The sequence below is a fragment of the Mesorhizobium sp. M0136 genome, from assembly GCF_040322515.1.
Lineage (GTDB): Bacteria > Pseudomonadota > Alphaproteobacteria > Rhizobiales > Rhizobiaceae > Mesorhizobium.
In genome coordinates, this window is record NZ_JAMYTP010000011.1 from 101,314 (window position 1) to 126,339 (window position 25,026).

The 25,026-nt window shown below is 59.8% G+C and carries 21 protein-coding genes; 8 read left to right on the plus strand and 13 right to left on the minus strand.

Features of this window, described 5'->3' with window-relative positions; all coding sequences use genetic code 11:
* Positions 1 to 34 precede the first annotated feature (34 nt).
* Genes tssJ through tssA form a run of 9 tightly spaced genes read right to left on the minus strand, consistent with a single transcriptional unit; the run spans position 35 to position 9,328 of the window.
* Positions 35 to 490 carry a type VI secretion system lipoprotein TssJ gene (gene tssJ / locus NKJ35_RS15495; RefSeq protein ID WP_352648180.1) on the minus strand — a complete coding sequence of 152 codons (456 nt, stop codon included), beginning with the start codon at positions 488 to 490 and terminating at the stop codon, positions 35 to 37.
* 3 nt (positions 491 to 493) lie between these two features.
* Entirely contained in the window at positions 494 to 1,948 is a 1,455-nt protein-coding gene (gene tagH, locus NKJ35_RS15500) for a type VI secretion system-associated FHA domain protein TagH (protein WP_352648182.1), read from the minus strand.
* Positions 1,945 to 3,012 (minus strand): type VI secretion system baseplate subunit TssG, encoded by a 1,068-nt coding sequence (gene tssG, locus NKJ35_RS15505; RefSeq protein ID WP_352648184.1) that lies wholly within the window; start codon positions 3,010 to 3,012, stop codon positions 1,945 to 1,947. Before tssG ends, tagH begins: the two co-directional genes overlap by 4 nt.
* The gene (tssF, locus tag NKJ35_RS15510; protein WP_352648186.1) at positions 2,976 to 4,850 is read right to left on the minus strand and encodes a type VI secretion system baseplate subunit TssF; all 1,875 of its coding nucleotides are present in this window, start codon (positions 4,848 to 4,850) and stop codon (positions 2,976 to 2,978) included. The genes tssG and tssF overlap by 37 nt, the downstream gene beginning before the upstream one ends.
* A gap of 1 nt (position 4,851) precedes the next feature.
* Positions 4,852 to 5,607 (minus strand): type VI secretion system baseplate subunit TssE, encoded by a 756-nt coding sequence (gene tssE, locus NKJ35_RS15515; protein WP_352648332.1) that lies wholly within the window; start codon positions 5,605 to 5,607, stop codon positions 4,852 to 4,854.
* Positions 5,594 to 6,055 carry an Hcp family type VI secretion system effector gene (locus tag NKJ35_RS15520; RefSeq protein ID WP_023678576.1) on the minus strand — a complete coding sequence of 154 codons (462 nt, stop codon included), beginning with the start codon at positions 6,053 to 6,055 and terminating at the stop codon, positions 5,594 to 5,596. Before NKJ35_RS15520 ends, tssE begins: the two co-directional genes overlap by 14 nt.
* 46 nt (positions 6,056 to 6,101) lie before the next feature.
* On the minus strand, positions 6,102 to 7,604 hold the full coding sequence (tssC, locus tag NKJ35_RS15525; protein WP_352648189.1) for a type VI secretion system contractile sheath large subunit: 1,503 nt from the start codon (positions 7,602 to 7,604) through the stop codon (positions 6,102 to 6,104).
* 2 nt (positions 7,605 to 7,606) lie between these two features.
* Entirely contained in the window at positions 7,607 to 8,143 is a 537-nt protein-coding gene (gene tssB / locus NKJ35_RS15530) for a type VI secretion system contractile sheath small subunit (RefSeq protein WP_352508039.1), read from the minus strand.
* A gap of 6 nt (positions 8,144 to 8,149) precedes the next feature.
* Positions 8,150 to 9,328, minus strand: a complete 1,179-nt coding sequence (gene tssA, locus NKJ35_RS15535) for a type VI secretion system protein TssA (RefSeq protein ID WP_352648191.1) — start codon at positions 9,326 to 9,328, stop codon at positions 8,150 to 8,152.
* A gap of 338 nt (positions 9,329 to 9,666) precedes the next feature.
* Here tssA and tssH point away from each other — a divergent pair, with 338 nt between their 5' ends.
* The 3 genes from tssH to NKJ35_RS15550 all read left to right on the plus strand — a co-directional run bounded on the left by tssH (position 9,667) and on the right by NKJ35_RS15550 (position 13,712).
* Complete coding sequence (tssH, locus tag NKJ35_RS15540; RefSeq protein WP_352648193.1) at positions 9,667 to 12,417, plus strand: type VI secretion system ATPase TssH; 2,751 nt, start codon at positions 9,667 to 9,669, stop codon at positions 12,415 to 12,417.
* 255 nt (positions 12,418 to 12,672) lie between these two features.
* Positions 12,673 to 12,906 (plus strand): hypothetical protein, encoded by a 234-nt coding sequence (locus NKJ35_RS15545; RefSeq protein WP_352648195.1) that lies wholly within the window; start codon positions 12,673 to 12,675, stop codon positions 12,904 to 12,906.
* Positions 12,907 to 13,433: 527 nt separating this feature from the next.
* Positions 13,434 to 13,712: a hypothetical protein gene (locus NKJ35_RS15550; RefSeq protein WP_352648198.1), complete on the plus strand. Its 279-nt coding sequence runs from the start codon at positions 13,434 to 13,436 to the stop codon at positions 13,710 to 13,712.
* A 479-nt stretch (positions 13,713 to 14,191) separates the two neighbouring features.
* On the opposite strand, the gene NKJ35_RS15555 is transcribed toward NKJ35_RS15550, so the two are convergent.
* A complete protein-coding gene (locus tag NKJ35_RS15555; RefSeq protein WP_352648200.1) occupies positions 14,192 to 15,595 on the minus strand; it encodes a recombinase family protein in 1,404 nt (467 codons plus the stop codon).
* Positions 15,596 to 16,800: 1,205 nt separating this feature from the next.
* On the opposite strand from NKJ35_RS15555, the gene NKJ35_RS15560 reads away from it, so the two are divergent.
* The gene (locus tag NKJ35_RS15560; RefSeq protein ID WP_352479403.1) at positions 16,801 to 16,977 is read left to right on the plus strand and encodes a hypothetical protein; all 177 of its coding nucleotides are present in this window, start codon (positions 16,801 to 16,803) and stop codon (positions 16,975 to 16,977) included.
* A gap of 1,147 nt (positions 16,978 to 18,124) precedes the next feature.
* On the opposite strand, the gene NKJ35_RS15565 is transcribed toward NKJ35_RS15560, so the two are convergent.
* Positions 18,125 to 19,012: a hypothetical protein gene (locus NKJ35_RS15565; RefSeq protein ID WP_352648334.1), complete on the minus strand. Its 888-nt coding sequence runs from the start codon at positions 19,010 to 19,012 to the stop codon at positions 18,125 to 18,127.
* A gap of 616 nt (positions 19,013 to 19,628) precedes the next feature.
* The gene (locus NKJ35_RS15570) at positions 19,629 to 21,881 is read right to left on the minus strand and encodes an amylo-alpha-1,6-glucosidase (RefSeq protein ID WP_352648202.1); all 2,253 of its coding nucleotides are present in this window, start codon (positions 21,879 to 21,881) and stop codon (positions 19,629 to 19,631) included.
* A gap of 556 nt (positions 21,882 to 22,437) precedes the next feature.
* On the opposite strand from NKJ35_RS15570, the gene NKJ35_RS15575 reads away from it, so the two are divergent.
* The 3 genes from NKJ35_RS15575 (at position 22,438) to NKJ35_RS15585 (ending at position 23,463) form a co-directional block, all read left to right on the plus strand.
* On the plus strand, positions 22,438 to 22,839 hold the full coding sequence (locus NKJ35_RS15575) for a low affinity iron permease family protein (RefSeq protein WP_352648204.1): 402 nt from the start codon (positions 22,438 to 22,440) through the stop codon (positions 22,837 to 22,839).
* A complete protein-coding gene (locus tag NKJ35_RS15580; protein ID WP_352648206.1) occupies positions 22,742 to 22,942 on the plus strand; it encodes a DUF2905 domain-containing protein in 201 nt (66 codons plus the stop codon). The genes NKJ35_RS15575 and NKJ35_RS15580 overlap by 98 nt, the downstream gene beginning before the upstream one ends.
* Positions 22,943 to 23,337: 395 nt before the next feature.
* The gene (locus tag NKJ35_RS15585) at positions 23,338 to 23,463 is read left to right on the plus strand and encodes a hypothetical protein (RefSeq protein ID WP_352648208.1); all 126 of its coding nucleotides are present in this window, start codon (positions 23,338 to 23,340) and stop codon (positions 23,461 to 23,463) included.
* Between the two features lie 217 nt (positions 23,464 to 23,680).
* Here the strand turns inward: NKJ35_RS15585 and NKJ35_RS15590 are convergent, their stop codons facing one another.
* On the minus strand, positions 23,681 to 23,899 hold the full coding sequence (locus NKJ35_RS15590; RefSeq protein WP_352648210.1) for a DUF3072 domain-containing protein: 219 nt from the start codon (positions 23,897 to 23,899) through the stop codon (positions 23,681 to 23,683).
* A gap of 227 nt (positions 23,900 to 24,126) precedes the next feature.
* Between NKJ35_RS15590 and NKJ35_RS15595 the strand changes: the two genes are divergently transcribed.
* Positions 24,127 to 24,369: a hypothetical protein gene (locus NKJ35_RS15595; RefSeq protein ID WP_352479397.1), complete on the plus strand. Its 243-nt coding sequence runs from the start codon at positions 24,127 to 24,129 to the stop codon at positions 24,367 to 24,369.
* The last annotated feature ends 657 nt before the right edge of the window (positions 24,370 to 25,026 follow it).

A 25,026-nucleotide genomic window follows, 5' to 3' on the forward strand; every position in this document is an offset into this window, starting at 1 on the left:
TACTCTCTGCATCGAGCTCCCCTTGCCTTGGCCGTCAGGCGGAAATGCCGCCGCTGCCGAGTGTGACATTGATCGCAAAGTTTGATCCGGGCGAAACCGATTTGGTCGTCCGCCAGTTTCGCCCGCCAGGCTCACGGATAAGTGCAACGAAGCCCAGGGCCGTCGCATCCGGTTCAACCGTAATGGTCTTGGTCGCGGTTTTTCCAGGCGCGACGGCAATCTGGTCGGATCCGATGAGATCACCTGCCAGTGCCGAGCCGGCATCCCCCTGCAAGGCAAAGTAGTCGGCGGAATTGAACTTACCGGTGCTGCGCAGCCGCATGGCCAGCACCGTCACTGGCCGATCGCCGCCGCCTGGTCCAGGGTTCATGCCGGCCGCCCCTGTCAGCTTGACCGTGATGACCGACGGTTTTGGCGGCCCGGCGCTTTGACAGGCCGTAAGCAGCCCGGTCGCACCCAAGGCAACGATAAATTCGCGTCGATCGATCATGTGTTACTCCTCCTCATATGCATCCCGAAAATCAGCGCCGATTTCGCCGAGAAAGCTCTTTTCCGCGCTCTCGGCGATTTCACGATGGCGTTTCTGGTAAAGCTCCCACAGCTTGGCGCCGCGCCCGCCCGACAACAGAGTGCCGATCGCGGAACTCGATTTCAGCTCTTCTTCGATGGCTGCCGGCTCAAAACGGTCGACCATCCGCCGCAGAGCGGCCTGCACGCCGCGCCAGGCGCGCACGTGATGTTGTGCGAGGTCGCGAACCGCATCCGCGATAGCCGCTTCGCCGGCCAGAAATCCGGGGCTGCGTTCGGCGATAAGCGTCACTATCGCGTCGTCGACCGTCGGCAGAAACTTGAGTGGATTGACCTCAGAGGCTCCGACCATTGTCTGCGCAACGCGAGCATTTCCCTTTTCTTCGGCACGCTTGCGCAGCAGCTGCATCAGTCCTTCCATCATAAGCCGGTATTCGCGGCCGAACTTTTCCATCTCGGCGACGGAGTCGCGCCCGGGAAAATCGGCTTCCGCGACGCCCATGCCGCGCAGGAATGCGGTGCGAAGCGCCATGTCGGCGAGCTGCCTCGCAGGCGGCGGGCGGGCGGGGCTGGGGCCTGCCGGCATTGGGGGAGGGGCATCTGCCGCCCGCATGGGCACGTCCCAGGGATTGGCCGCTTGCTTTGGTTGGCCGTCACGCTCGCGCTGACCGTTTGAGCCCGCATCGCTTCCCCGGCTGGGCGCCGCGGCTGGCCCAAAACCGAAGTCGTCGTTGAATTCCGGCAGCTTTGCCGTAGCCGGCTCCGTCGCGCCGTTGGGGAACGATCCCGAGTCGAGGCCGAATGGGTCTGTCTGGTTGGGCGTGCCGGCCGCTTCTGCGGTGCCTTTGGAAACAGGCGTTGAGATTGGATCGAGGCTGAACGGGTCATCGAAAGCAGGCGAGCTGCGCTGTCTGGAATTGGCGCGCTCGAACGCACCCGTGATCGGCTGCTCGAACGGGTTCGGCAGCTCGGCTGGACGTTGCCGGTGGGGCTCTTCTTCCACGGTGGCTGAAAAGAAATCGTCCCGGCCGATGCTGACCGGCGCCCGAGACGCCGGCCGCGAGCGCTCCGGAACTGGCGCTGCTGCTGCTGCTTGAGTGCTCGACGTCTGCAGATCGACATACACGACGTAATCGCCCAGTCTCAGCCGCATGCCATTGCGAAGACGCGTCGACTTGCCGGCGCCGAGCGGGCTGTCGGAGTCGTCTATGAACAAACCGCTGCTCGACGTATCGGTGACGAAATATCCGTCGCGCCCACCGGTGATCCTGCAATGGGCGCGTGAAACGAACATGTCGGGATCGTCGATCTTCCAGCCGGCGTCCGCGCTGCGGCCGATCACCAGTTCCCCCTCGTCAAGCCGGGCCTGCCGTACCGCCTGGGTGCGTGGCCCTTGCTCCAGCGTCAGCAGCAGACTCATGCCGCGACCTCCGCCCCTTCCTGCCGCCAGCCGACTAATGTCCGCAGCCGCAAGTCTTCAGCATCGCCCCTTTCAGCGGGCCGCGCAAGCCACGCGGTCCGGGCGAGTTGCACGGTTCCAATACGCGGTGGCGGAACGGCATCGCGCGCCAGCACGATGCGCACATCGACGTCGAGCGATTCGCCGACCATGTCGCTAACGGCCTGCTTGAACAATCTGAGGCGCTGACCGCCCGGAAGGAACGCCTTGAAGTCCTCATAGCCCAGCGGGCCGACACGGAGCTCGATCCTGCTTTGACGATTGAAGACGCGCGGACCGATCGTTGCTCCGCGACCGAGCGCTGCGTAGGCTTTGCCAAGGCGGGTCTGGAGCGCCGCTGGTATGGTCATCCAGGCAGCGATGAACTCCCTGATGTGGACCGGCACCTTGAACGCCTCCGACAGGAACAGCGTCAGCCGCTCGGGGCCGTCTACCTGATTGGCAAGCGAAGCGGCCTGGCGCAGCTTCACGGCGTCCAGTTCGGGGTTGTGGGTGCCGGGAAGCCCTATCCCCGCCATGGCTTCAAGCATGGCGCGAACGCGCCCACCGACTGGGCGCTCGACCTGAACCGCCGGATGCGCATCCGCCCACGCCCTGTAATACAGCGCGATCATGCGGTTCTGAAGAATGTTGACGAAGTCCATGAAGGTCGTGTCGCTGGTCTGCTGCGCATCGGCACCGGTGAACCAGCGTTGCGACAGGCGATCGAGCACCCAGCGCGTCAAATGCAGGGGCATCGGACCTTCAGGTCCCATCAGACCAATGTTTGCGACCGTGACCCTAGCGGGCGCTTTGTCAGTCGCTTCGCGAAATTCTGCCAAGTCCTTGGCCGAAAAGCTGAGCCGGACGTGCTGCCCGAGCCGCGAGGGTTCGCGCTCCGGCGGGCCGGAATAGCCGAACAGCCCGCCTCTTCGTTCGAGTCGGCGCAACAGCTCGAAGAAGTCGAACGCATCTGACAGCTCTTCGGACCGGTGCACGCCAGGCTTGTCTAGATCAGGTAGCGATTGCCGGGCGTCATCGGCCATGGCACATCCTCCTGCTTCTGCAGCAGCCATGTGCGGGTTCGCACAAAGCCGTTTATTCCGGCGTGACGGGCAAACAGCCGTGCCAGCAGGGCCGAAAGCAGCAAGGTGCTTTGCCCCGCCAGGACAGACTGATCGACATGCAATATCACCTCCGTGCCTCGTCCGAAACACATCGGCCCATCGATCTGCAGTCGTTCGATGACCGGCTGGGAGTCGATGCGCACAATCGAGTGCACATTGCGGGCGAGGCTCGGGTCTCCCCTGTCGGCGTAAAGCTCAAGCAGCGCATGCAGCGGCTCGACGCCGCGACCTTCCTTTGCAAGGCTTAGAAAGTTGAGCGCGAGTTGCGCTACAAGCCGCCAGGCGAGATTGTCGGCTCGCGATTCACCCGCCGCGCCCGCCGGCAGTGCTGCAGGGATGGCTGGGCGAGGCGGGCGCAATGCGCCGAGAAGCCGGATTGTTTCGACCGGATCGCCGGCTTCCAGCGTCAAGGTAGGATTGTCATCAAGGATCGGCAGATCGCGGTTGGTGCAGAGCGCCACGATGTCGACACGCTTCAGCGGGCGGTTCGGCGGAGTTTCCGCTGGGCGTGAAATCGCCAGGAAAACGTCGTCGCCCGTGTATGAAGTGCGGGTGAGTCCGTCACGCCGCTCCTCCTCCGTCGGGCGCCGCGGGCGCCGTTCGGTGGAGTAAACCCAACCGCTGCCGCGGTTTTGTCCCAGGCTGAAGAGCTCCGGGATTGCGGCGTCGCTCCCCTCGCTCTCGGCGTCCTCGACGCGGGTAACCCGATAGATTTCGAAGTCGCGCGCCCGCGTGCGGTCGGCATGCAGCACCTGCCGCGTCTTGCGTGGATCGAGCTCGACGACATTGCACTCACGTTCGAACAGATTGATGATCGGCGTTGCGAAAAGTTCAAAATCGGCCGCCGCCAGATCGGCAAGTTCAGGCACCGGACGCCTGAAGATGAAGATGATCTCGAGCTCGGCTGTGCATCTGCGCACAACGGGCTGCAACCCCGAAATCCGAGCATAGTGAAAGCGCTCCGGCATCATGAAGTATTCGCGCAGAAGACGGTATCCTTCGAACGTCGGACGTGTACGAGGCATCAACGCCTCGTCATCGCTGATGCCCACCATTTCAGGGGCCGGCAACGGTGATATCGGGTTGGCCTTGCCTTCCGCTCGTGTACCAAGAGCCGAGCAGGCGCCGAAAATCGCGTCGAAAAGCAATGGTGCCTTGGTGCGCGCGGCAAAGTAGAGATCAAGGCGGTCGAGCGACAGTTCGTCGAGCTTGCCTTTTCCAGTGCGAGCGAGCGTGATGCGAAGCGCCGCCTGGCCATCCACACCGCCGATCCGCGTGATGCCGGCTGCCGCCAAGGCGCTGCGATCCTGAAAGTACCCGACCGAGGTGATGGCTATCGGCCACAGCGTGATGTCCTGGGCGGTGGTGAACGTGCAACGCGTCGACAGGCCAGGCTGGAGGCTGGAAACCAGCCGCGTATTGCGCTTGACGACATGACCCCCAATCATTGTCTGGACCTGCTGTCCAGGTTTGAGCACCACCATGGCCGTTGCCGGCGCCGGCGTGACAAGATCGGGATAGAGAACATCAAGAACGGCTCGCGAGAAGCGCGAGCGTTCCGCATCAACCTTGAGCCGGGTCCGCGCGGCCAAGAAAGCAACACCGTCAAGCAGCCGCTCGACATAGGGGTCCGGACAGGGGACCGTATCGAGTGAAAGGTTGCGCGCCATCGCCGGATGCATGTCGGCAAATTCTGCCGCCAGCGCACGGATATGGGTCAGTTCCTCCTCGTAATATTCTACGAAGACCCGATCCATCTCAGGCTTCCCTAAATTCGGTCCGAGCCAAGCCGTTATCGAGATTGATGGTGGTGCGCAGGCGCATGCGTTCGGGTGTCGGCGTCATGATCAACACCGCATCTATCTCGATCTTCAGGCCCACGGTTTTGTCGCCAAGGGTTACCGTAACCTTTGTTGCACTGTCCTTGAGCCGCGGCTCGAAGGTGGCAAGCACCGAGCGGATCTCGCGCGCCAGGGCCTCGCGATCGAAGTCGCGGGAGGAACGGCCCGAGAAGGAAGGCACGCCGTAATTGACGACGCTGCGACGCACCTCCGGAAAATCGGCGAGCGACGGCGGGTTGTCCGCTGCCTGGTCGCTTTCAAGATCGGAAAGCAGCGGTACGGCCTCGAACCGTTCGGTGTTGAACAAAGCCTCGACATCGCGCCGCACAGCCTCCTTGAGCACACGAACCGACACCACCACGCTGCGACTTTCGATTTCGGCGCGGTGCTGGCTCTGAAAGGCCAGACGATGCAGACGCCGCTTCTGGTCGGCGGTCAACTCCGCGTCGGCGTCGATGAGCCGCGCACTGGCCGCAACCAGGTTGTCCAGCCGCTCCGCGCCAAGCTCGTCCTGCAGCGCCTGGCGCAGCCCGTCTATCTCGGAGGTCACACCCGGCAGATCGTTTACGAGGCGGTCCCATAGAGAGGGCTGGACCGCTTCGCGCTTTGCTCGCGAGCTGCCGCTACCCAGCGACTTGTCCGCGCCGGGCCGCCGGGCCTCACTTGCCGACATAGACATCCATTTCGATTTCGTCGTTGTCGTCGTAGACGAACTTTATCTTCTTGTAGGCAAAGCTGACCTCTTCCTCGATCAGGTCCTCCTCATCCTCGGCCTGCGACATGTCGTATTCCATGATCGAGGCGTCGGTGAGTGTGACGACCAGGTAATCCTTGGTCTCGCCATCAATGGTCCGCCGTGCCGAAAACACGACTTCGTCCAGCGCCTTGTTCTCGAACAGCGCCTTTTTCAGGTAGGGCGAAGACTTGTCATAGTGCTTGGTGAACTTGATCATTCCCAATGAAACACGACCGCGGCGCGAGAGCGAATTTGGATCATAGGGCGCGATCATCTTGTAATCGACGCCATGGATTTCGATTTCGTCCTCATGGCCATCTCGAGTGCTTGGACCCTTGATATCGGGAACCTTTAGAAAGCCATCAATCTTCGTATTTGTGGGCATTGTCTTTCTCCACCGCTTTCAAAAACCAAGATGTTGTTGCTGCAAATCAAGTCTTCACCGACGGAAGTTCCGAAACCAGTCGGAGCGAGGCATTGATACCCTCCAGCTGATAATGCGGGCGCAGATAGAAGCGCGCATTGTAGTAGCCGGGGCGCCCTTCCACGCTGTCCACCTGAACCTCGGCGGCGGCGAGCGGGCGCTTGGCGCGCGCCTTGTCGTCGGCAAAGGCCGGGTTGGCCAGCACATACCGGTTGATCCATTCGGTCAGCCAGGTCTGCATGTCGGAGCGCTCCTTGAACGAACCGACCTTGTCGCGCGCGATCGCCTTGAGGTAGTGGGCAAAGCGCGAGACCGGAAAAAGGTAGGGCAGGTTGGCACTCAGCCGCTCGTTGGCCTGCGCATCGGGGTCGACCAGCCGTCCCGCCCTTGTCTCGTCGTCCTGCAGCGAATGGGCGCCAATAAAGGCGGCGAGATCGGTGTTCTTTCGATGCAGGATGGGCATCAGGCCGAGCTTGGCCAGCTCCGCCTCGCGCCGGTCGTCGATGGCAACCTCCGTCGGACATTTCATCGCTATCGAGCCATCATCGGTCGGGAAGCTGTGCACCGGCAAGTTGAGGACCGTGCCGCCATTTTCGACACCGCGGATCTGCGTGCCCCAGCCATAGAGCTTGTGGCTGCGGTTTATGTTCACGCCCATCGGAAAGGCGGCGTTCATCCAGACATATTTGTTGTGGTCGCCGTGTACCTCCTCCTCGAAGGTGAAGCCCTTCACCGGAACGGTATCGGTGCCATACGGCAAACGCGCCAGAACGCGAGGCATGGTCAGGCCGATATAGCGTGCATCCTCGCTCTCGCGCAGCGACTGCCAGGAGGCATAGGCGGGGTTTGAGACGATCTGCTGCAGGTCCTGCGGGTTCGGCAATTCCTGCCAGCTGTCCATGCGGAACAGGCGCGGCGAGGCAGCTGCGATAAAGGGCGTGTGCGCTGAGGCGCAAATACCCGAGATGTTGCGCAGCAGACCGACGTCGCGCGGGTGGTTGGAGAATTCGTAGGCACCGATCACACAGCCGATCGGCTCGCCGCCAAGCATCGAATACTCGTCCGTGTAGACTTTCTTGAAGATCGGGCTCTGATCCCACATCTGGCCCTCATAATCCTCAAGCGTGTCGGCCAGCTGCTCCTTGGAAATATTCATCACCCGGATCTTCAGCTTCTGATCCGTCTCGGTATTGTTCACGAGATACCACAGGCCACGCCATGTGCCCTCCATTTCGCGCACTTCCGGAGCGTGCAGGATCTCATTGACCTGTTCCGACAGCATCTTGTCGATCCCGGCGATCAGCGACTTGATCGATTTGATCGCATTCGACGAGATCGTCGTTGTATCGGAACGCGTCTGCGCTGCGAGTGCGAGATTGCGCACCAATTGCTGTAGCTTTTCGCTGTCGTCCTTCTTGACCTTGAAATCCTTCTCGAGGAGCCCGCTGAATTCTCCGAGATCGATGGTTTCCGCCTCGGCGACGGCGGCGGTTTTTTGCTGTTCGGCCATGGTCATTCCCCTGCCTTGTCGTCCGCCAGCGCCTGGCTGGCGATCTTGCCAAGAAGCGGTTCGTTGTTCAGCAGTTGCGCAATGCGCTTTTCGGCATCCACACGCCCGTCCATGAAGCCGAGAAGTTCCTCGAGCTGGCGGCGCATCTTGAGGATTTCGGCCAACTGTGGGACCTGCTCGGCAATCTTGTCCGGCGCGAAGTCGCCCATCTTGGTGAAGGTAAGGTCGAGCGCCAGCTCCTCGTCCCGCTCGGCGCCTTCGGCCTGGGGCAGCGTATTCTTCACGCGGGCTTTCACGCGTGGTCCAAGTGCCTCCATGAAACGCGGGAAACGGTTCGCATCGGTCTCGACAAAGGAGCGGTCCAGTATCGACTTCGACGCTTCCTTGGTCTGCGAAGCGCCTGAAAGGTCCGCCATGACGGCCATGACGAACGGCAGCTCGATTGTCGTTGGACTGCCATAGGTTTCCACGTCGTAGGCGATCTGCACCCGCGGCGCGCGATTTCGTTCGATGACCTTGGCTTTGCTTTCGGCTGGCATTGCTTGCTACCTTTCATCCTTCTGAGCCGTCTTCTTGGCATCGGGAACGCCGGCAAGCAGCCGGAACTCCTTCAGTCCCGACGGGGCGAGATCTTCCATCAGTTCAACAAAATCCATATGCACCATCCGGCGCACACGGCGGGCGAGGTGGGGAATCGGGCTCGACGGTTCGGTCCGGTCATAAAAGGCGACGACGAGGTCCAGGCATTTCACCACGTCGTCGCGCGAAGTAATCCGGTCGGGAAGTCCGGTGCTCGAGTCAGCGTAGCTAGCCACACTTGCCATAGTATCGGCTCCATGACCGTTTCGGGCAGGCATTACCGGTTCTGCCGGCGAAGCGGACGGCTTTACTGCGCCATTCGCCATCGCGTCGGCAGCCGAGTTGCGCTCGAGGGTTGTCAGCAAACGCTGCAGGAACCGTTTTAATTCCGGAATGGTGGTCCCGCCGCTGCCTTCAAGGCGAGCGTTGAGGGCTGTCTCGACGGCTCCCAGTGCCGCAACCGCCGCGCGCGCATCGGTAATGAGCGACTGCATTTCCTCGTTGGCTTGATCCGCCTGTGCCGCGCACCCGGCACGGACACGGTTCAACAATTGTCCATGCGCACTGACAAGCGCTGCTTTTTCGGCCGCGTTCAATCCTGACGCTGCTTCTTGTAGCATGAGGCGGTCGTCGAGCGCAGCTTGTTCCAAATCGCGTCCGCTGATCGGTCCGATCGAGCGTGGCGCAAACAAAGTCATTTGCCGCAGGTTGGCCAACAACCCGTCCTGACCATTTTGAAGGTCGAGCAGCGCATTGATGCGGCGCAAGGCGGCTTCGCGAGGCGACGTGTTGGGCCGCAGCGCCGGGTGCATGGTTTCCCAATGCTGGTCGAATGTCCGCCCAATAAGCGTCAGACCCTGGGCCAACCCGACCAGTCCATGCTCGTTGGCCAGCGCGCGTGTGACAATTACAATCAGGCGCAGGTCGCGGCCACGCGCGCGCAATTCCTCGGCCTTGGTGATTACTGCTGGCCAGTCGACAGGAATGGTGCTTTGCGAGACCGGCTTGTTGTTGCCGTCATGGACAACCTTGACCTGAGGCTCTGTCAGGCGCTCCAGTTCGTGAAACGCCGGATCGTTACGCAAATCCTCTCCCGACGGATTTTCACCGTCGAGCGGAGCAAGCCAGAGTGCGACGTCGATCACACCGATCCCCCAGTCACCGGCCCTGAGGCCGAACCTGCCGCTACGTTATCACACGGTTGCGCTTTTCCACAATTCAGCGAGTACGGAAAAAATTAACAAAAGCTAATGCAGCCTTGTCTTGATTGTTGAATCCGCCGGCGTGTTTGCCGGGCCGTGGATCGGGAATGCGTCTCACCTGGGCTGTCAGGCTCGTGGTTGTTTGCGGCCGCGATGCGGCATCTTCGACGAATGATGGGAGCCCGCATAACGGGGCATCGAAACCTTTGTTCATCCCGCACTTTGTCAAGCGGCTGCTTATGTGGCAGGTTACCGACTTGCAGAGTGCAGGAGCACGTTCGATGGAACAGCGCCGGTCATCGCAGAGCTTCAAGCGCAAGGAACTGGTCGGCAAGCTCAACCCTCTAGGGTTGCGCGCCTTCAAGGCAGCGGCTGACAGTGCCAAGCTGCGCGGCAATCCTTACGTCGAACTCGTCCACTTCATCGAGCAGCTGGTGCTCTCCGACCGCTCGGATGTGCAAATGATGATTGCCGATGCAGGACTGGATGCGAGCCGACTTACGGCCGATATGACGCGCGCGGTGGACAAGCTGCCCTATGGCGCAACCTCGATCGAAGAGTTTTCCGACCATATCTTCCACGCCATCCAGGAGGCCTGGAATCTGGCAACACTGGAATTCGGCGTGGAGGAGGTCCGCAGCGCACATGTTCTGCTTGCTTGCCTGAAGACACCGGTGCTGGAAGGCCTGCTGTCGAAGATCAGCGGCGAGTTCGACAAGATCGACGCCGACGCCGTCGTGACGCGCTTCGCCGATGTCACGGAGGGCTCACTCGAAGCCGGCGCTGCGCCAACGGTCACCGCGACAGAGGCCCCGCGGCGGACTCCGGGCGGGGATTCGGCATTGGCCAAATACGCCACCGACCTGACCCAGCGCGCGCGCGATGGAAAGATCGACCCGGTCGTCGGTCGCGATCCTGAGATCAGGCAGATTGTCGACATATTGATGCGACGCCGGCAGAACAATCCGATCCTGACCGGCGAGGCGGGCGTCGGCAAGACTGCAGTCGTGGAGGGTTTTGCTCTGCGCATCGCCAAAGGCGATGTACCGCCCCCACTGCAGGGAGTGAGCGTGCGCATGCTCGACGTCGGATTGATGCAGGCAGGCGCTAGCGTAAAGGGTGAATTCGAAAAACGGCTGAAGGCCGTAATCGACGAAGTTCAATCCTCTGAATCGCCGGTCATCCTCTTCATTGATGAAGCCCACACCCTGATCGGCGCCGGTGGTGCTGCCGGAACCGGCGACGCTGCCAATCTGCTCAAGCCGGCGCTGGCACGCGGCGAGCTTCGCACGATAGCGGCCACGACCTGGGCGGAATACAAGCAGCACATCGAGAAAGACCCGGCACTGACCCGCCGCTTCCAGGTGGTAAAGATTGACGAGCCTTCGGAATCGGTGGCCATCCTCATGTTGCGCGGCGTGGCCGGCGTCCTCGAACAGCACCACAAGGTTCAGATATTGGATGAGGCGATCGACGCGGCGGTCGGCCTGTCACATCGCTACATCCCGGCGCGGCAGCTGCCGGACAAGGCGGTCAGCCTTCTCGACACCGCCTGCGCCCGTGTTGCGGTATCGCAGCACGCCACGCCAGCCGAGGTCGAGGACATCATGCGCCGCCGCCAGGCGCTGGAGGTCGAGCGCGGCATTATCGGCCGCGAGGCTGCAATCGGCATCGAAGTGGCCGAGCGGCAGGCACGGGTCGAGGCTGGGCTTGCCGAGACCGAACGCACGCTCGCAGCCGCGCAGCAGCGCTGGGAGCGCGAAAAGGCGCTGGTGGCCGAGATACTCGAATTGCGTGCAAGGCTGCGCGGCGACGGCGTGCCGCTCGATGCCGTGGAAGGGCACGAGGCCGCCACGGAGACCAAGAGCGGGGAGGTGCCTGAGACCGAACTGTCCAATGCCGAGGCGAAGGTTCCGGCGGCAGGTGGTCCTGCGCCTTCCCATCCGGCTGCCGATCTCGCTCGGCTGCGCGAACTGATGAGCGAACTGGCCGAGGCGCAAGGCGAAACACCGCTGATCCTGCCATCGGTCGACCGCAACGCCGTGGCGGCCGTGGTTCAGGACTGGACCGGCATCCCGACGGGCCGGATGCTGTCGAGTCAGACGGAGAAGGCGCTGCGGCTCGCGGTCACTCTGTCCGAGCGCGTTGTCGGACAGGATCATGCGATGGAGATGATCGCCAAGCGCGTGCAGACCAGCCGCGCCGGTCTCGGCGCTCCGGAAAAGCCAGTGGGTGTATTCCTGCTTTGCGGCCCCTCGGGCGTCGGCAAGACCGAAACCGCTTTGGCACTGGCCGAAACGCTCTACGGCGGAGAGCAGAACCTGATCTCGATCAACATGTCCGAATTCCAGGAGGCGCATACGGTCTCTACCTTGAAGGGCGCGCCCCCCGGCTATGTCGGCTACGGCAAGGGCGGAATTCTCACCGAGGCGGTGCGGCGCAAGCCCTATTCGGTGATCCTTCTCGACGAAGTCGAGAAGGCGCATCCGGACGTGCACGAAATCTTCTTCCAGGTGTTTGATAAAGGGATGATGGACGACAGTGAAGGCAGACGGATCGATTTCAAGAACACGCTGATCCTTCTCACGTCGAATGTCGGCTCCGAAGTCATCATGGACCGCACAAGGAATGGCGCGGTACGGGCAGGGCTCGATGAACTGGACACCGCATTACGCAGCCCGTTGCTGAAGGTCTTCCCAGCGGCCTTTCTCGGCCGGGTGGTGACCATCCCTTACTTTCCGCTTTCCGATTCGATGATCGAAGCGATCACACGTCATCAATTTGCTAAGATTGCTCGCCGGCTGCGTGCAACCAACGACGCGGAATTGGTAATCGGCGACGGTGTCATGGATCTGGTCAAGACCCGCTGCACGGAAATTGAATCGGGCGGCAGGATGATCGACGCAATTCTGACCAACACGCTCCTCCCGGAGTTGAGCCGCGGTGTGCTGAACCGGTCGCTCGCTGGTGAAAAGATGACAAAGGTCACTGTTGGCGCCTCAGGCCAAGGGTTTACCTATTCCTTCGAATAGGAGCGCGAATATTATGGCGGCTCCTTTCCTCGGCTATGGCGAGCGTTGCGGCAACCAATGTTACCATCAATGCGGCTGCCTGAAAATGTCATTTCCCGACCCATGCCCCCGACTGAATGTCCTCATTCCGCTCATGATCAGGAGTGCAGGTCAATCACGTCCGACAAAACGCAAAAAACCGCTGTCAATACCAACTTCTTGCGATGGATTTGCGCGGCGGGGATAGGCAGGCTTCGGGGCGAAGGAGTGCCCGACATGACCGTCCTCGCTTACAGCCTCGCCGCCGACGCACAGGGAACGTGGAGAATCGTCTTTGTGCCTGACGATCTGCATCTCTATGTGGAATTCAGCCGGCCGAACGCTGGGTCAAATCCGGTGCACTGGCAGAGCGTGGATGATTTCCTTGCGTGGCGCGCTACAGGTGCGCTCCACAAGGATGCGCTCGATCGCTTGGTTTCGCTAATTTGCCAGTCGATGAGCGGCCCCTAAACGAAAAAGCGACGGAGTGGTGCATTCGACAGTGTCAGGCCTAGCCGTTCCAATGTTGCAGCTCCACGCACGCACCAGCTCAAAGCTTGGTTTCTTTCTGAGGAGGCGCGCTGGGATCAAGACAATCAGGATGTGGCAAGTTTTCACACGGAGAGGGCTGGTCGCGAACGCCGCCATAGTGTTTCACGAGTTTTGCGAAACCGTAGGCGAAGGCGAAAGAAGCGCGAGGACAACCGCTATTCGGACGGCCATGGGGTATTGTATCAGGATCCCGCTCCGGAAGGGCGCGGATCACTTCCCTCGCGCAATTTCCTTCGCGAGATCGCCCGTTCACGAAGCCCTGTCGCTGATCTCGTCAACCAACCGGTTCGTCGCCGAGCGTGCATTTCATAGCTCAAAATCAGACCGAGAGAGCGTACCGCTAGGAGCGAACAAAAGCCCGCCGCACCTTTCGGCACGGCGGGCTCTGTTGGGACGATTCCAGGGCTACGCGGCTACCGCGTGCGAACTGCGTTGAGGGCGATTCCATGGGTGTCTTGTTTCAGGGCAAGATTTTTGGCAAGTTCTTCGCGTTTTGGGAGAGGGCAACAACCATGAAATCATTTTGCGTGGGCAGCGTGTCCGTTGCAGCAATGGCGATTTGTATCACCTCATTCGTTTCAACCACCGTCCACGCGGGTTCGATCGCTTACGAAACTGGGTATCAGAAAGCCGCGTATTTGAATTGTTCTCAAACAGTTTACAACGAAGACGCTTTCGGAAAATTTATGGCCCAAGACGATAAATATATAAATACCCGATTATAAGCGTGGCTTTGCCGCGTTGGAAGCCGGCCTGAAAAGTGATCACCGCAGCAAAGTGTGCTTCGATGCCGCTCGCGCCAGCAGTTCGTGGACGGACCGCTGACTGGCGTCGCCCGTCCGGACCGACAAGCCTCACCCGCAGTTTCTGCTCATCTTCTTCCATCACAAGGTGTCCACCTATTTTGGTGGACACCTCATGCATCAGAGCACTCAACAGGTGCAGGGAAATTCGCGCTTACGTTCAACGAACTGAGACGCCTCCCTCTACTGACCCCATCATGCGGCGGGCTAACGTCGACCGCGAAGAGAAGCGCGTGACCCGCGGGGCGACATGGTCCGGTCGATTATCAGGAGGAGCTTGACCTCGATGACCCCAATCAGAGAAGCCTGCTAGACGAGATCAGGTGGGAGCGGCGGGACAGCTCCGTGACAAACAGAGTCGGGGCTCCTCATTGAAGAGCCGCAGCTTCGGTCTGTTCTTGTCATGCGCCTTTTTTGCCCTGAGCATTTGAGACGTCGCGTCGGAGCCTTTCCGGGCCACTGGGCCGTATACGCGCTAGCGCGCTCAGCTTTAGCTCCGACTCCAGCCCTGGAAAGCCAGCCAGCGTATAGGCCGCGGCCATCGAGCCAAACCGCTTTTTGAACACACGGTATATGGGCAGAGCGGAGTCCGCATTAATCAGCGACAATGTGAGGTGCCCGTGAGCGGCGCGCAGCCGCCGAAATCCGTCTAGAAGCTCTTCGTTCGAGTACTTTCGCAGAGCTCCCCGCCGATCCGGTACGTAGCCGACCGCCGCATAGACCGCCTTCAAGCTGCCGAAAAGCCGGACATAGCACTGTCCTGACGCAGTATACGGACAAGCATTGATCACGGTGAGGCTGAGTCGTTTCTTCTCTTTCAATAGCCGCTTCAGATTCTTGAGCATTTCGGGCTTTGTATAGGTGTATCCGCGTTTTCCCCTTGCGAGTTGCGCCCTCCGGAATATTTGAACCGTTACAATGGGCTCCATGACCCGGATTCGGACCCATTTATCGGGAGTGTTGGGCTTTGATTGGCTGCTCATACTATGCGACGTTCGGTTGTAGACATAGTAGCCTATCATCAACTCGCTTTTGAGAAGAGATGCGACGCGCCCGGTCGTCCACACATAGCCGTATGTGGAGGGCACCCCTTCCTTGTTCAGACGAACCGATATGCCGGCCATGCTCTGCCCTTCAACAACAAACATGTTGAAGATGCGCCTCACAAGCTCGATTTCGTTTGGCGGGCCGGGCACAAGGAGAACGCGGTCGCCAGCGAGCCCTTTCTGTTCTCCAGGGCCGAGAAGGCATCTGGGCTCGCCATCTTTATCCAGCAACAGTCGCCTGACGCCGTAGGGCACAGGTCCGCCCTGGCTGAATCCGAGACGAGCCTGCTGCAGGTGCGCTCTGGAGACCTTTGCGGATAGCTCGCGGCTGTATTCGCTTGCCATCACCCGTTTCATATTCTTGAGGATCGCAGACACCATGCTGCCGTCGTTCTCGAATTGTTCGCCGCAATATTCCACCGCGACGCCTGCATCACGACAGAGAAACTCGTAATGAGCGGACTGGTCCGTATCCGGAAAGCGGCCCCAGCGGCTGACGTCAAGGACGAGGATTGCCGAGAAAGTCTTTTGGCCAGTCACGACATCGGCCAGTAACTGCTTCAGTCCGTCGCGACCTCTTATGCTCAGGCCGCTTTTCCCAGCGTCTTCGTAGGTTTGGACGATAGTGTATCCGCGCCGCGCCGCGTACTCCGTAATGGCCATCGCCTGGTTCTCCAGCGAATAGCGTTGATGTTCAGTGGACATGCGAAGGTACTGTGCCGCACGAATAGGGCGCGCTGTCTGCAACTCGAAAGCCATGGGTTCTCCTTGGGCTTGAACAAGCCCAGAGACACCAAATGTCTTTCAGAACTCTGTCGCATTCGGTAAAACCCTATTCGGCGGCCACGAAATTGGGCGCCCAGATCTCCTAGCAAATGGATGATCGGACAGCGCAAGTTAGCGACCTAGTGTCTTGCGGTCGCAATCCGGATTGCCGGCCGGTCCCCAGCCTTGAATGCAGGTAGGCAAGTAGCTTTGCCGGCGCCAGCGGCCTGACAAAACTTTCGTCGATTCCTGACTTCAGGAGCGCGTAATGCTGGGTCTCGGCACCGGGCGCGATCAAAGCGACCACGGGGGGTGCGGGCATCCTGCGTGAGCCGGCTACAGCTCTGCACCATGTCGTTGTCCGGCCGGCAGTCCAGCACCAGTGCGTGGACCGGCGTTTCAGTAGTCATGTGGAGGATTTCATCGACGTTGCTCGCCAGCGCACTGGTAAAGCCGTCCACCGCAAGGATATGGCTGAGGATCAGATAGAATTCTGCGTCATGTGAGCATATCACATCAATGGCTTCATGGCAGGCAGAGAAGCCGATGGTTTGCGGTCACTAGAAAAGGCGGAGCGAGGAAAATTGAAGTACGAATGGGCGGACAATCCTCACCTGTTTATACCAGTAACAGCCTGCGTCGTTGTATTGGCGCTGAGCTTCGCAGCTGTGTTCATCTCACTCGCAAGCATAATTCTGCGAGCAGGTTTCTATGGTTCAATTGATGAACACAACCTTCCTTGAAGCGAGTGAACGGGAAACCGGGATCCCAGGCTTCATGCTCAATTTTGGTCACCCCGCTTCCAGATGGCGCGTCGTACAATAGCATATGGCGCTATGGTCTTTATCGGCACCTTCGGTGTGATGGCGCTTATTTTGATTGTTTTCGGTCACCCATCCTAACCGGAATTTCAAACTGACCCACTACCCGCCGCCGTGGTGCTTGTCGGCACCTCCACCGGCTTTTTCGAGTTCCAGACCTTCTCGCATCCTATTGCCGGAATACCTAGCGTCGCTCCCTGCTTGGAGACCCCTCCGGTCGCTCTTGACGTGAGCTGATCCTGAGCGGCATTGCGTCGTCGTTGCGGGTGAGCATCGCTGCCGAAACCGGACATCCGGCCTTTCATTAGGCGCAATAACTTTGAAACAAATCCTGCTGGCAGGCGTTCCAGCATAGCGGGCGGGTTTCCGGAGGACCCAATGCCCGACGAATACAATGACATCGTCATCCCTCAAGACCACGACGCATTGCCACTTCGGGAGGAGGAGTATTTCGTCGTCTGCCCGGCGTGCGGCCAGGCGTTCGACATCAGGTGTATGGCAGAGGCGCTTCATCACAACGAGCTGGGCCATCAGCCCTACGACCTCGACTCGTAGTCGGCGGTTTTCGAGGACCGAACGTCGAGCCTGATCGAGACCAATATCAAGCGTAAGTTCTCGCTCATCTGCCGGCGTTGCCGACTGGTCAGCTTACAACGAATCCCTGTCGCGAGGGCGTAGCTTTGCCGGCACGCTGTGTCGTGACAGACACCTTGCAGGCTTTCAGCGACGACTTTATTGCCGTTGCGGTTCTTGTCGATGTGGCCGTGGCGCCGTCACCGACCGGTTGTTAAGCCAGCGGAGGGCGCTTACTCCACCGCACCCATGTCGTCCAGTTCCGTCGCGACGCACCGAAGCAGACTTTTTGCGGGCATCGGTGGCGGGACGAACATGTGATCTCCATAATGGATACGAGCCGGCGCGCCCATCGCGTCTGACCGGCGACCAACCGCTCGCTGCAGAGAAAGTTCCCGTCGAGCGGGATGCCCCGCGCCGACACCGGCTGTTGTCTCGCCGGAGCGTTAACCCGTTGAAGTCCGGCGATGCTTTCTCAGCCGAGTGATCGCCGACTTGTCGACAGTAATCACCCCGCCGCAGTCAATGCGCACAGTGAGTTTGTTCCCTCCGCAATCTTTCCGCACAATTCCAGCTGGGGTATGCACTCCCAGTTGGCCTCGGATCGGCCTTGTGTGCGTCAATTCTACAGAAATGGTTTTAACATTTCAGCGATGACCTTGGCGCGCCCGCCCAACCACGTGTTAGCGAAGCGACGGACTTCCTCTCGGTCCGGCGATGGCCATAAAATGGCTGGTTCGCGTTCAGGCACGTGGCTCCGGCAAGTTCGAGGAACGCCGACGCCAGAAACAGGTATCGCCTGCTGTTCCCAAAGTGACGGCTCCCTCGGAGCGGAAGTTGAACACCGGCCCACCGTTAGGTCCGGCTTCCAACGTCATAAAAGCCGCTCGAGGGCTTTACCTGCAACGCTGGTTATTGGAGCCGGCTCGTCAATGAGGGTGTCGTGCGCCTAAGCGCAAGTCAAATTCGTTTTCAGGCTCGGGATATCAAGGCCAGCGGCGCTATCATCCGGTAATATTCAGCCAGGCCATATGTTGTTTGCTATCGTTGCACATGGGAGGCTCCGATCGGGGGACATTTCAATCACAATGGCAACCGGACAGACGCTGGAAGCGCCGAGCCTGAAAGGCTAAAACGATGACACAAGCTTTGCCCTTCTTCGCGCCAGGCTTCGAGCTTTTTGGCGAGCGATCCTGAGCTCGGGCAGCGTTGGCTGCCACCAGCCTCGTTGCCGTTCCGCTAACCCGGCAGCACGCCGAGCGGGCCATGTTCTAATCAATTCAGCCAACGTGGCCGGACGCCATCTGCCCCAGACATGGTCGACCTTCGCCTCGATCAAATGCGGATAGAACGCTGCTAACTCCGAGGCGTCGACGAGTTCACCCGAAATCTCGGTGAAGACGACGATGCCGTATTGCTCCGTCGCCACGGTCGTAAGGCCAAGCCGGGGTAAATCGTCAGCAGGCAATGGATAGCGACGTCGCCTGCGTTCGGCATACTGCAATCTAGCGGCTTTATATTCCTCGGAGTCTTTGGACGCTTCCCGTCGCCGTTTCCTCTCCTCCGGTTCTGCGCGGCCTGCCGCCCTTTCGATGCTTGGCCAATGGCGCCTCAACTCCTCGTAAGAACGGAAAGGCACCCTCCAGGCCCGCAGTTCGTCGTCCCAGCTCGCCCATGGAACGGCTCGCAGTTCCTCGAGGACCGTCCGCGAATATGGCGTGCGGATGCGCAGGTCGTCCGCGATTTCCAGATACCGGCTCGACAGGGGATCGAAGGCGAAGGCATCCCGTCCCTTGCTGTCATCATGTGCTGCTCGTAGGTCCGCCTCTTGCGCAAGCCAGCGCTGGATCCGCCGCGCTGCAGTCTTTCCCGGCACGAACCAGCTTTTGCGCTCGTCACTCCACCTGGCGCGCGGGAATGTCTGTCGAAACCGCTCAACCGCCGCGCGATCGTACGGAAAGCGCGCTTCGGCACCAGTAGCTGTCTGCGGTGCAGCAGAGACGTCGGATTTTTCCATCAGATTGCGAAGCACAACACTGCTCCCAAAGAACGCGGTGCAGGTCATTTGGGTCCGAAAACACCAGGACGTTCGGTCAGAGCCGCAAGGGGAAGCCAATGAGGCGATCGGTGAAACTGCTCAACGCCCTGGCGTGGCGAAACCTTCGCCGCGCCGGACCGTTTACTCTGCTCCAGGAGAGGTCCACTCATGCCCAGACGAGATGCAAAAAACCCAACGGCCAGACGGCCAACGAGCCCTCGTTCGCGTCCCCTGAAAGGCGAGGAGACGGAAGTTAACCACATCGTCGAAACGCAAAGTTTGTCGCCAGCCCAGGCGCGAGAGCTTGTACGGCGCCACGGAAACGATTGGCGTAAGATCGATGAAGCCGCCAAGTCCTATAAGGACGACAGCTAAGCACTTCCAAGCCGGGGGAAAGGGAGCTTTGTCACGGCAACCGGCGGAGTTGCAAAATCGAGCGGATCGGCTTGGGCGACGAATGACCACCATCGCAACCTTCAACGCAAAACGGCGGGGCAGCGATCTGGTCCGGGTTCATGTTGCTCTTCTTGAGCAGACGCGCGGCCCTCTACACGTAGGACCTGAAAGTAGGCAGATGGTTCCGCCGGAGCAAACCTCATAAGCAGGCCAAGCGCAAGTTCGGGCCGGTGGCACAACTTCGCGCTTCCACCAGTGAAGGATCGCCGTCGCTCACTTGCCAACGGGTCTCGGCGCCCTCGCGCCAGAAATGGAGTTCGAGGCGATCTTTGCCCAGGCGCAAGTCGTTCAGGGTGAGTTCGTCTATCCAGTCGGGCAGCCTGGGATCGATGTACAGCTTGCCATCTGGAGCGTCGGGCTGAAAGCCGATGATCGCCTGCAGAAGCGAAAAACAGGATCCGGCCGCCCATGCCTGCGGAACGTTCGCTCCCTTATATTGCACGGGGAAGGTCGTAGGTGTTCGCGGCAACCCGGCGAACAGCTCTGGCATGCGATGTTGCATGAAGTAGATTGCGGCGCTGCTCACGTCGCGAGAAAGGCGACATGCTTCCGCAAAAAAGCCATAGCGCCGGAAGCCGAGCGCGATCAGCCCGTTGTCATGCGGCCAGACGGAGCCGCGTTGATAGGAGTGTGGATTGTAGGCCGGGTGATCGGCTGAAAGTGTCCGTATTCCCCAACCGCTCCACATATCCGTCCTCATCAGCCGATGCACCACCCTGGCGGCTCGGTCGGGTGGGACAATTCCCGACCAAAGACAGTGACCGGGGTTGGAAGCCACGCTCAGCACCGGCTTCTTGTCGCCATCCAACGCGAATGCATAGAAACCGGATGCCTCGTCCCAGAAGACCTGGTTGAATCGATCGAACAAGCACTTGGCTTTGAGGCGAAGCTGCCCGGCACGATCGCCATCGCCTCTGGCATCGAAGATTTCAGCCATGCGCTGCCAAGCATCATAGACATAGCCTTGCAATTCGCACAGCGCCTTGGGTCCCTTCACCAGGGTGCCATCGGGATAAACCAAAGCGTCACCGGCGTCTTTCCAGCTCTGGTTCTCGTACCCCGCAGCCGAGCGGGTTTCGTATTCCTGGAAACCGTCGCCGTCACGGTCCCCATACTGGTCAATCCAATCCAGGCACTTCTCGGCCGTTGCGATGTGTCGTTCGAGCAGGCTCGGGTCGCCGGTGCAACGCCAAGTGTTGTGGAGCACGATAAGATACAGAGGCGTAGCATCGGCCGTGCCGTAATACGGCGTATGGGGGATCAAATTGAAATGGGCGAGTTCGCCGGTGCGAAGCTCATGCATTATCTTTCCCGGTTCCGCATCGCGGTAGTCGTCGCGTTCGGTGGCCTGAAATCGCCCCAAAACGTCCAAGGCGCCGCGCGAAAAATCTGGGTAGATCAAGCCATTCTGCAGAGAGACTATCAGGCTGTCGCGACCGAACAGGCTTATGAACCAGGGCAGTCCGGCGGCTGGCACGTATTCCAGTTCGTCCGTTCCTTCGATCGGCAGCCGCAGCGCGGCCATGTCTTCGACCGCCTGATGGTAGAAGCGGTGAAATTCGCCATTGGAACAGTTGAACTTCAAGGCGCTGCGTTGCCATCCGGCGAGGCGTTTTGCAGTTTTCGACTCGAGGCATTTGTCAATGCAGACTCGGGGCGCGCGATAGATTGTCTCGCCATTGCCAAAGTCATAGAGAAGGCAAGCATGCCATTTCGCGCCCGGTTCGAGCTTGATATCGAAGCTGATCCGGCCATTGGCATAGACGGGCTTTGAGGCCATCCGGCGGACCTTGACAATGACGTCTCGCTTGAAGTCTCGATTCACGTAGGAGGTACGAAGGCTCGCCGCTCTGGACAGCCATTCCGTGGTAATACGTCCGCGGCGGACGATCGCGTCGGCCTTGACTTCGAAAAGATCGGCAAAGTCGCTGCGCATGGCAACTTCCAAATTGAAGCGCACTGACATTTGCCCGTGGTTTACGAGTTCAAGATCCTCATGCAGCCCCCCATCCAAGGCGCGGCCGATTACCAGCCCCAGGCTGCCTGCTGGCACATGGTTCGTTTCCGTCGCGAACCCCTGATTGACCAGATAGATCTTGGCGGCGAAGTAGGCGATGTTTCCGGAATTGAGGAGGTCCCATGCTTGCCCATTGGCAAAGATCTGCCAGCTGGATATCAGGCGTGTGTCAGACGCATATAAGCCATTATAAGTGGGCCAGGCGATCTGGCCATCCGGTTCGGTGACAAGGAAGCTGCGTCCCTGGTTAATCGCCAGGCGCGGCGGTCCGACTGTGATCTCCAGCGTCATTGGTTCAACCGTCACCCGACCGATTTGCATCCATCGGAACAGATTGAACAGCCAATGTCGGCCGCCGCCGCCATCTTCGGCCACGAGAACTCACGTCTGCCTTGAACGCCTGCCCCCAGATTGTCCCGAAATCATGTACCAGGCAGGCGAACAACGACCCGGTCATCGATGAGCTCGAACAATCTGACCTTCGAGCACATACCCGCGAACAGAGGCGGACAAACCCGCCCCCTCCAGCAGAACTGTCAAGCCTGCTCTGGCGAGCACATCCTCCAGCCGACCCACAACGAGGCGCGGCAGGCCTCACCTCATTCATCACCAGCAGCTGGGTGAAACTGTGAGCGCCCGGCCATTGCGAACGTCTGCTGCTCGCCACCAGGATAGAGCCGGCGATCTGCCATCCTCCAACGCGCGAGCCGGAGAAGGATGGACACGCTCTGGCGAGGCCCGGCGACATTGCAATTTGGTCGCTGCGACAGCACGCCTCCATCCGGAGTTGTCCTCGACCGTTTTTCATCAAAATAGTCGCTGGCTTCAGGTGCTTGCAGGCGCCAACCTGCGACCTGTCTCAGATCAAACTGGTGTATTCTCGGCGACTGTCAACGAGGAGAACGGCATTCGGACGCATTGGTGATGAGACATGGACGCCTCCGAACATCTGAAGCAGTGCAGGCCGTGCCCAGGCCAAAATGGCTTTGACAGTCATGGTGTTGCCACACTGGCGATCTGGGCTATGACGCTGTTCATCCAGCTCGCCGAGCACCGCGATACTCAGGCTCTGCACGCCAAGATGGACGAATTGCTTCGCGCAGTCGTCGATGCCGACAATGAGACGGCGAAGATTGACAAGAAAAAACCAAAAGAAATTGAGGCGCAACGACTGCAAAACAGCAATGAAAATGAGCCCAGCCAAGGGACTCACTATATTCCCGGCCGGATCCCCCATGACCAGAACTCTCATTGTCGTTGGTTCGATCGTAGTTGCCATAGGCCTGTTGTGGCCCTGGTTGTCGCGGGTCGGTCTGGGCAGATTGCCCGGTGACATCGTGATCCAACGTGAGAACTTCACGTTTTATGCTCCGATCGGCACCGGGATTCTTATCAGCATCGTGCTTTCGTTTGTTCTGTGGCTGCTCAACCGGTAGCGAGGACGGCGAGCCCGCGTCGCCGGAGGAAAAGAACGACGCAGGCCGATCGAAGCTATCCGATCCGGCAGCAAAAAATATAAGGGAAAAAGTTTGCTGCCAAGGCAGACCTTTCCATCGCATGAGTAAAAAAAGCCCGCCGCACAGTTTGATGCGGCGGGGCCGATCAAGCGCTATAGCACCGGGCGGGGCTCGGGGTCGGGCATGCCCTGTGCGCGCGGATCACAGGGATTTTAGAAGCATCGGCTGCAATACGTCCACCAACCGACGGTTGGACAACACGACGCTTGATTCCGAGAACTTACTGTCAGCGCCGAAGGGGCAAGATAGTTGCCGGAACTCAGCCTTGGCGCGGCACGTTGCTAAGTCGTCGACCTTCGCAAAGGATGCATGCAATGGCGAAAGACATATCTCGCGAGGAAGAGCAACGCGGCACCGAAAAAGTTCTCCTCTGGGGCGCTGCAATCGCCCTTGTCCTTTTTGTGTCTCTGGTGACCATCGCCCTCATCGGGACGTCCTGATCTGTTTCGACAGCAGAATTGGACTGGTGGGCGCGAGGTCTTGCCGGGCTGCTAGGCTAGAAGCCGCTCCCATCCGCCGCTTGTCGTCTCGATCCCGAGTCCAGCAGCAACGCGCGGAATTCAGAAAAATTAATTGCGCGGGTCACAACCGGCAAAACTGTCCCAATCCGAGCCGATCGGCTGTCCTTCTCTGGAGAGGAAAAGCCACGAGAGGACGCTACAGGCCTAACTTCTCCCGCAGCGCATCAATGCGTTTAGAAGCTTCCGCCTTGCTAAGGCCGTCAGCATAGGCGTCAGGCTCGTCGGCCTGTTCGGCCAGAGTTTTCAAATAGGACGCTTGTGCGGGGGTCATTGGATCATCTCCGCTGACCCAATCTTCCGGGTCCTTTTCGACATTTGCCGACGCCTCGACTTTTGGGTTGTACCGGTCGACCATGCTCAATCTCCCTTGATGATCACCACAATGAGAATGATCATGATTTGTTCCGCCACCGTGCAGCGTGGGCCAATCGCACAGCTAGGCCGCTCGGCGCCTCACTCAAGATATCGCTAAGTATGGATGAGCCCGCTTCCTCCAATCGATGGATGAAGCCGATCGTGGGCCGGTGCTACTTTGATGCATCGCGCGACTTACCCGACAAGTGCTGGCTCCAGGGGCAAAATATGAGCAAGAGGACTCTCATTGCCATCGCAATCCTCGCGAACAGTGTCGGCTGTGCCGAAGCCAAGGACCGTAAGGTCGAAACCGCGACCCTGGGCACGTACGCCAATTCGAAGAACCTGCCGGTTTGCACCGCGTCGAGCTCAGTCTTCGAAGTCCTCGGTGATAAATGTTTTCTCGTCCCAGGTTCGATGATCTATGGCGACATCGCCGAACTCTCGCAGACAATCACCTTGAGTTGGTAGCCGAAGCAACAGCCTCCCAGCGCAACCTCCATTCTCCGGTATGACGTTGCCCTTGCAGGTGCTGCCGGCGCCCCTGATACTGACCAGCGCAATCTCCAGTCACCACGGGCCTCTCGAAAATTCTTGTGCCGTCCGCACCTGCCGTCGAGCGTGTCGCGCCAACATAGCAGCGCCTCTGCATCGTGTGGGCAACCCAACGCATGCCTTCCGATCCGGAAACTCGCTTGCGCGTTTCATCGTCCGTTCGGCAGTGGAAAATTAGGCGGATATGGCAGTGCTCAGATTGGCGGCGCCGTTCTGCGATCCGCTCGGAGAGGGTGGCGGGTATCCGGGCTGGAAACAGACCAACGCCGGCGCAACCTCACCCTGAAACCAAAAGACAATATCCATGACATCCAACAGCTATGCCTCCCAAGGGTCCAAGCGCCTGCAGACATTCACCATGCCAATTTCCCTATCGCCGCTCCGATAATGAGGGCGGCATCAATTTCATGGAGCAAGCTTTGTCGCCAAGGGGTTCCGATGGCCGCGACCAGGCTCGTGCATACCTCGATCACCATCGCCAAGAATGCGAGACGCGGGAGAGGCAAGCCGCTTCATGAACCGGCTGGAAGATCCAAACCCAAAGTGGCTGATGGGTGGGAGCCGCAGTAACGA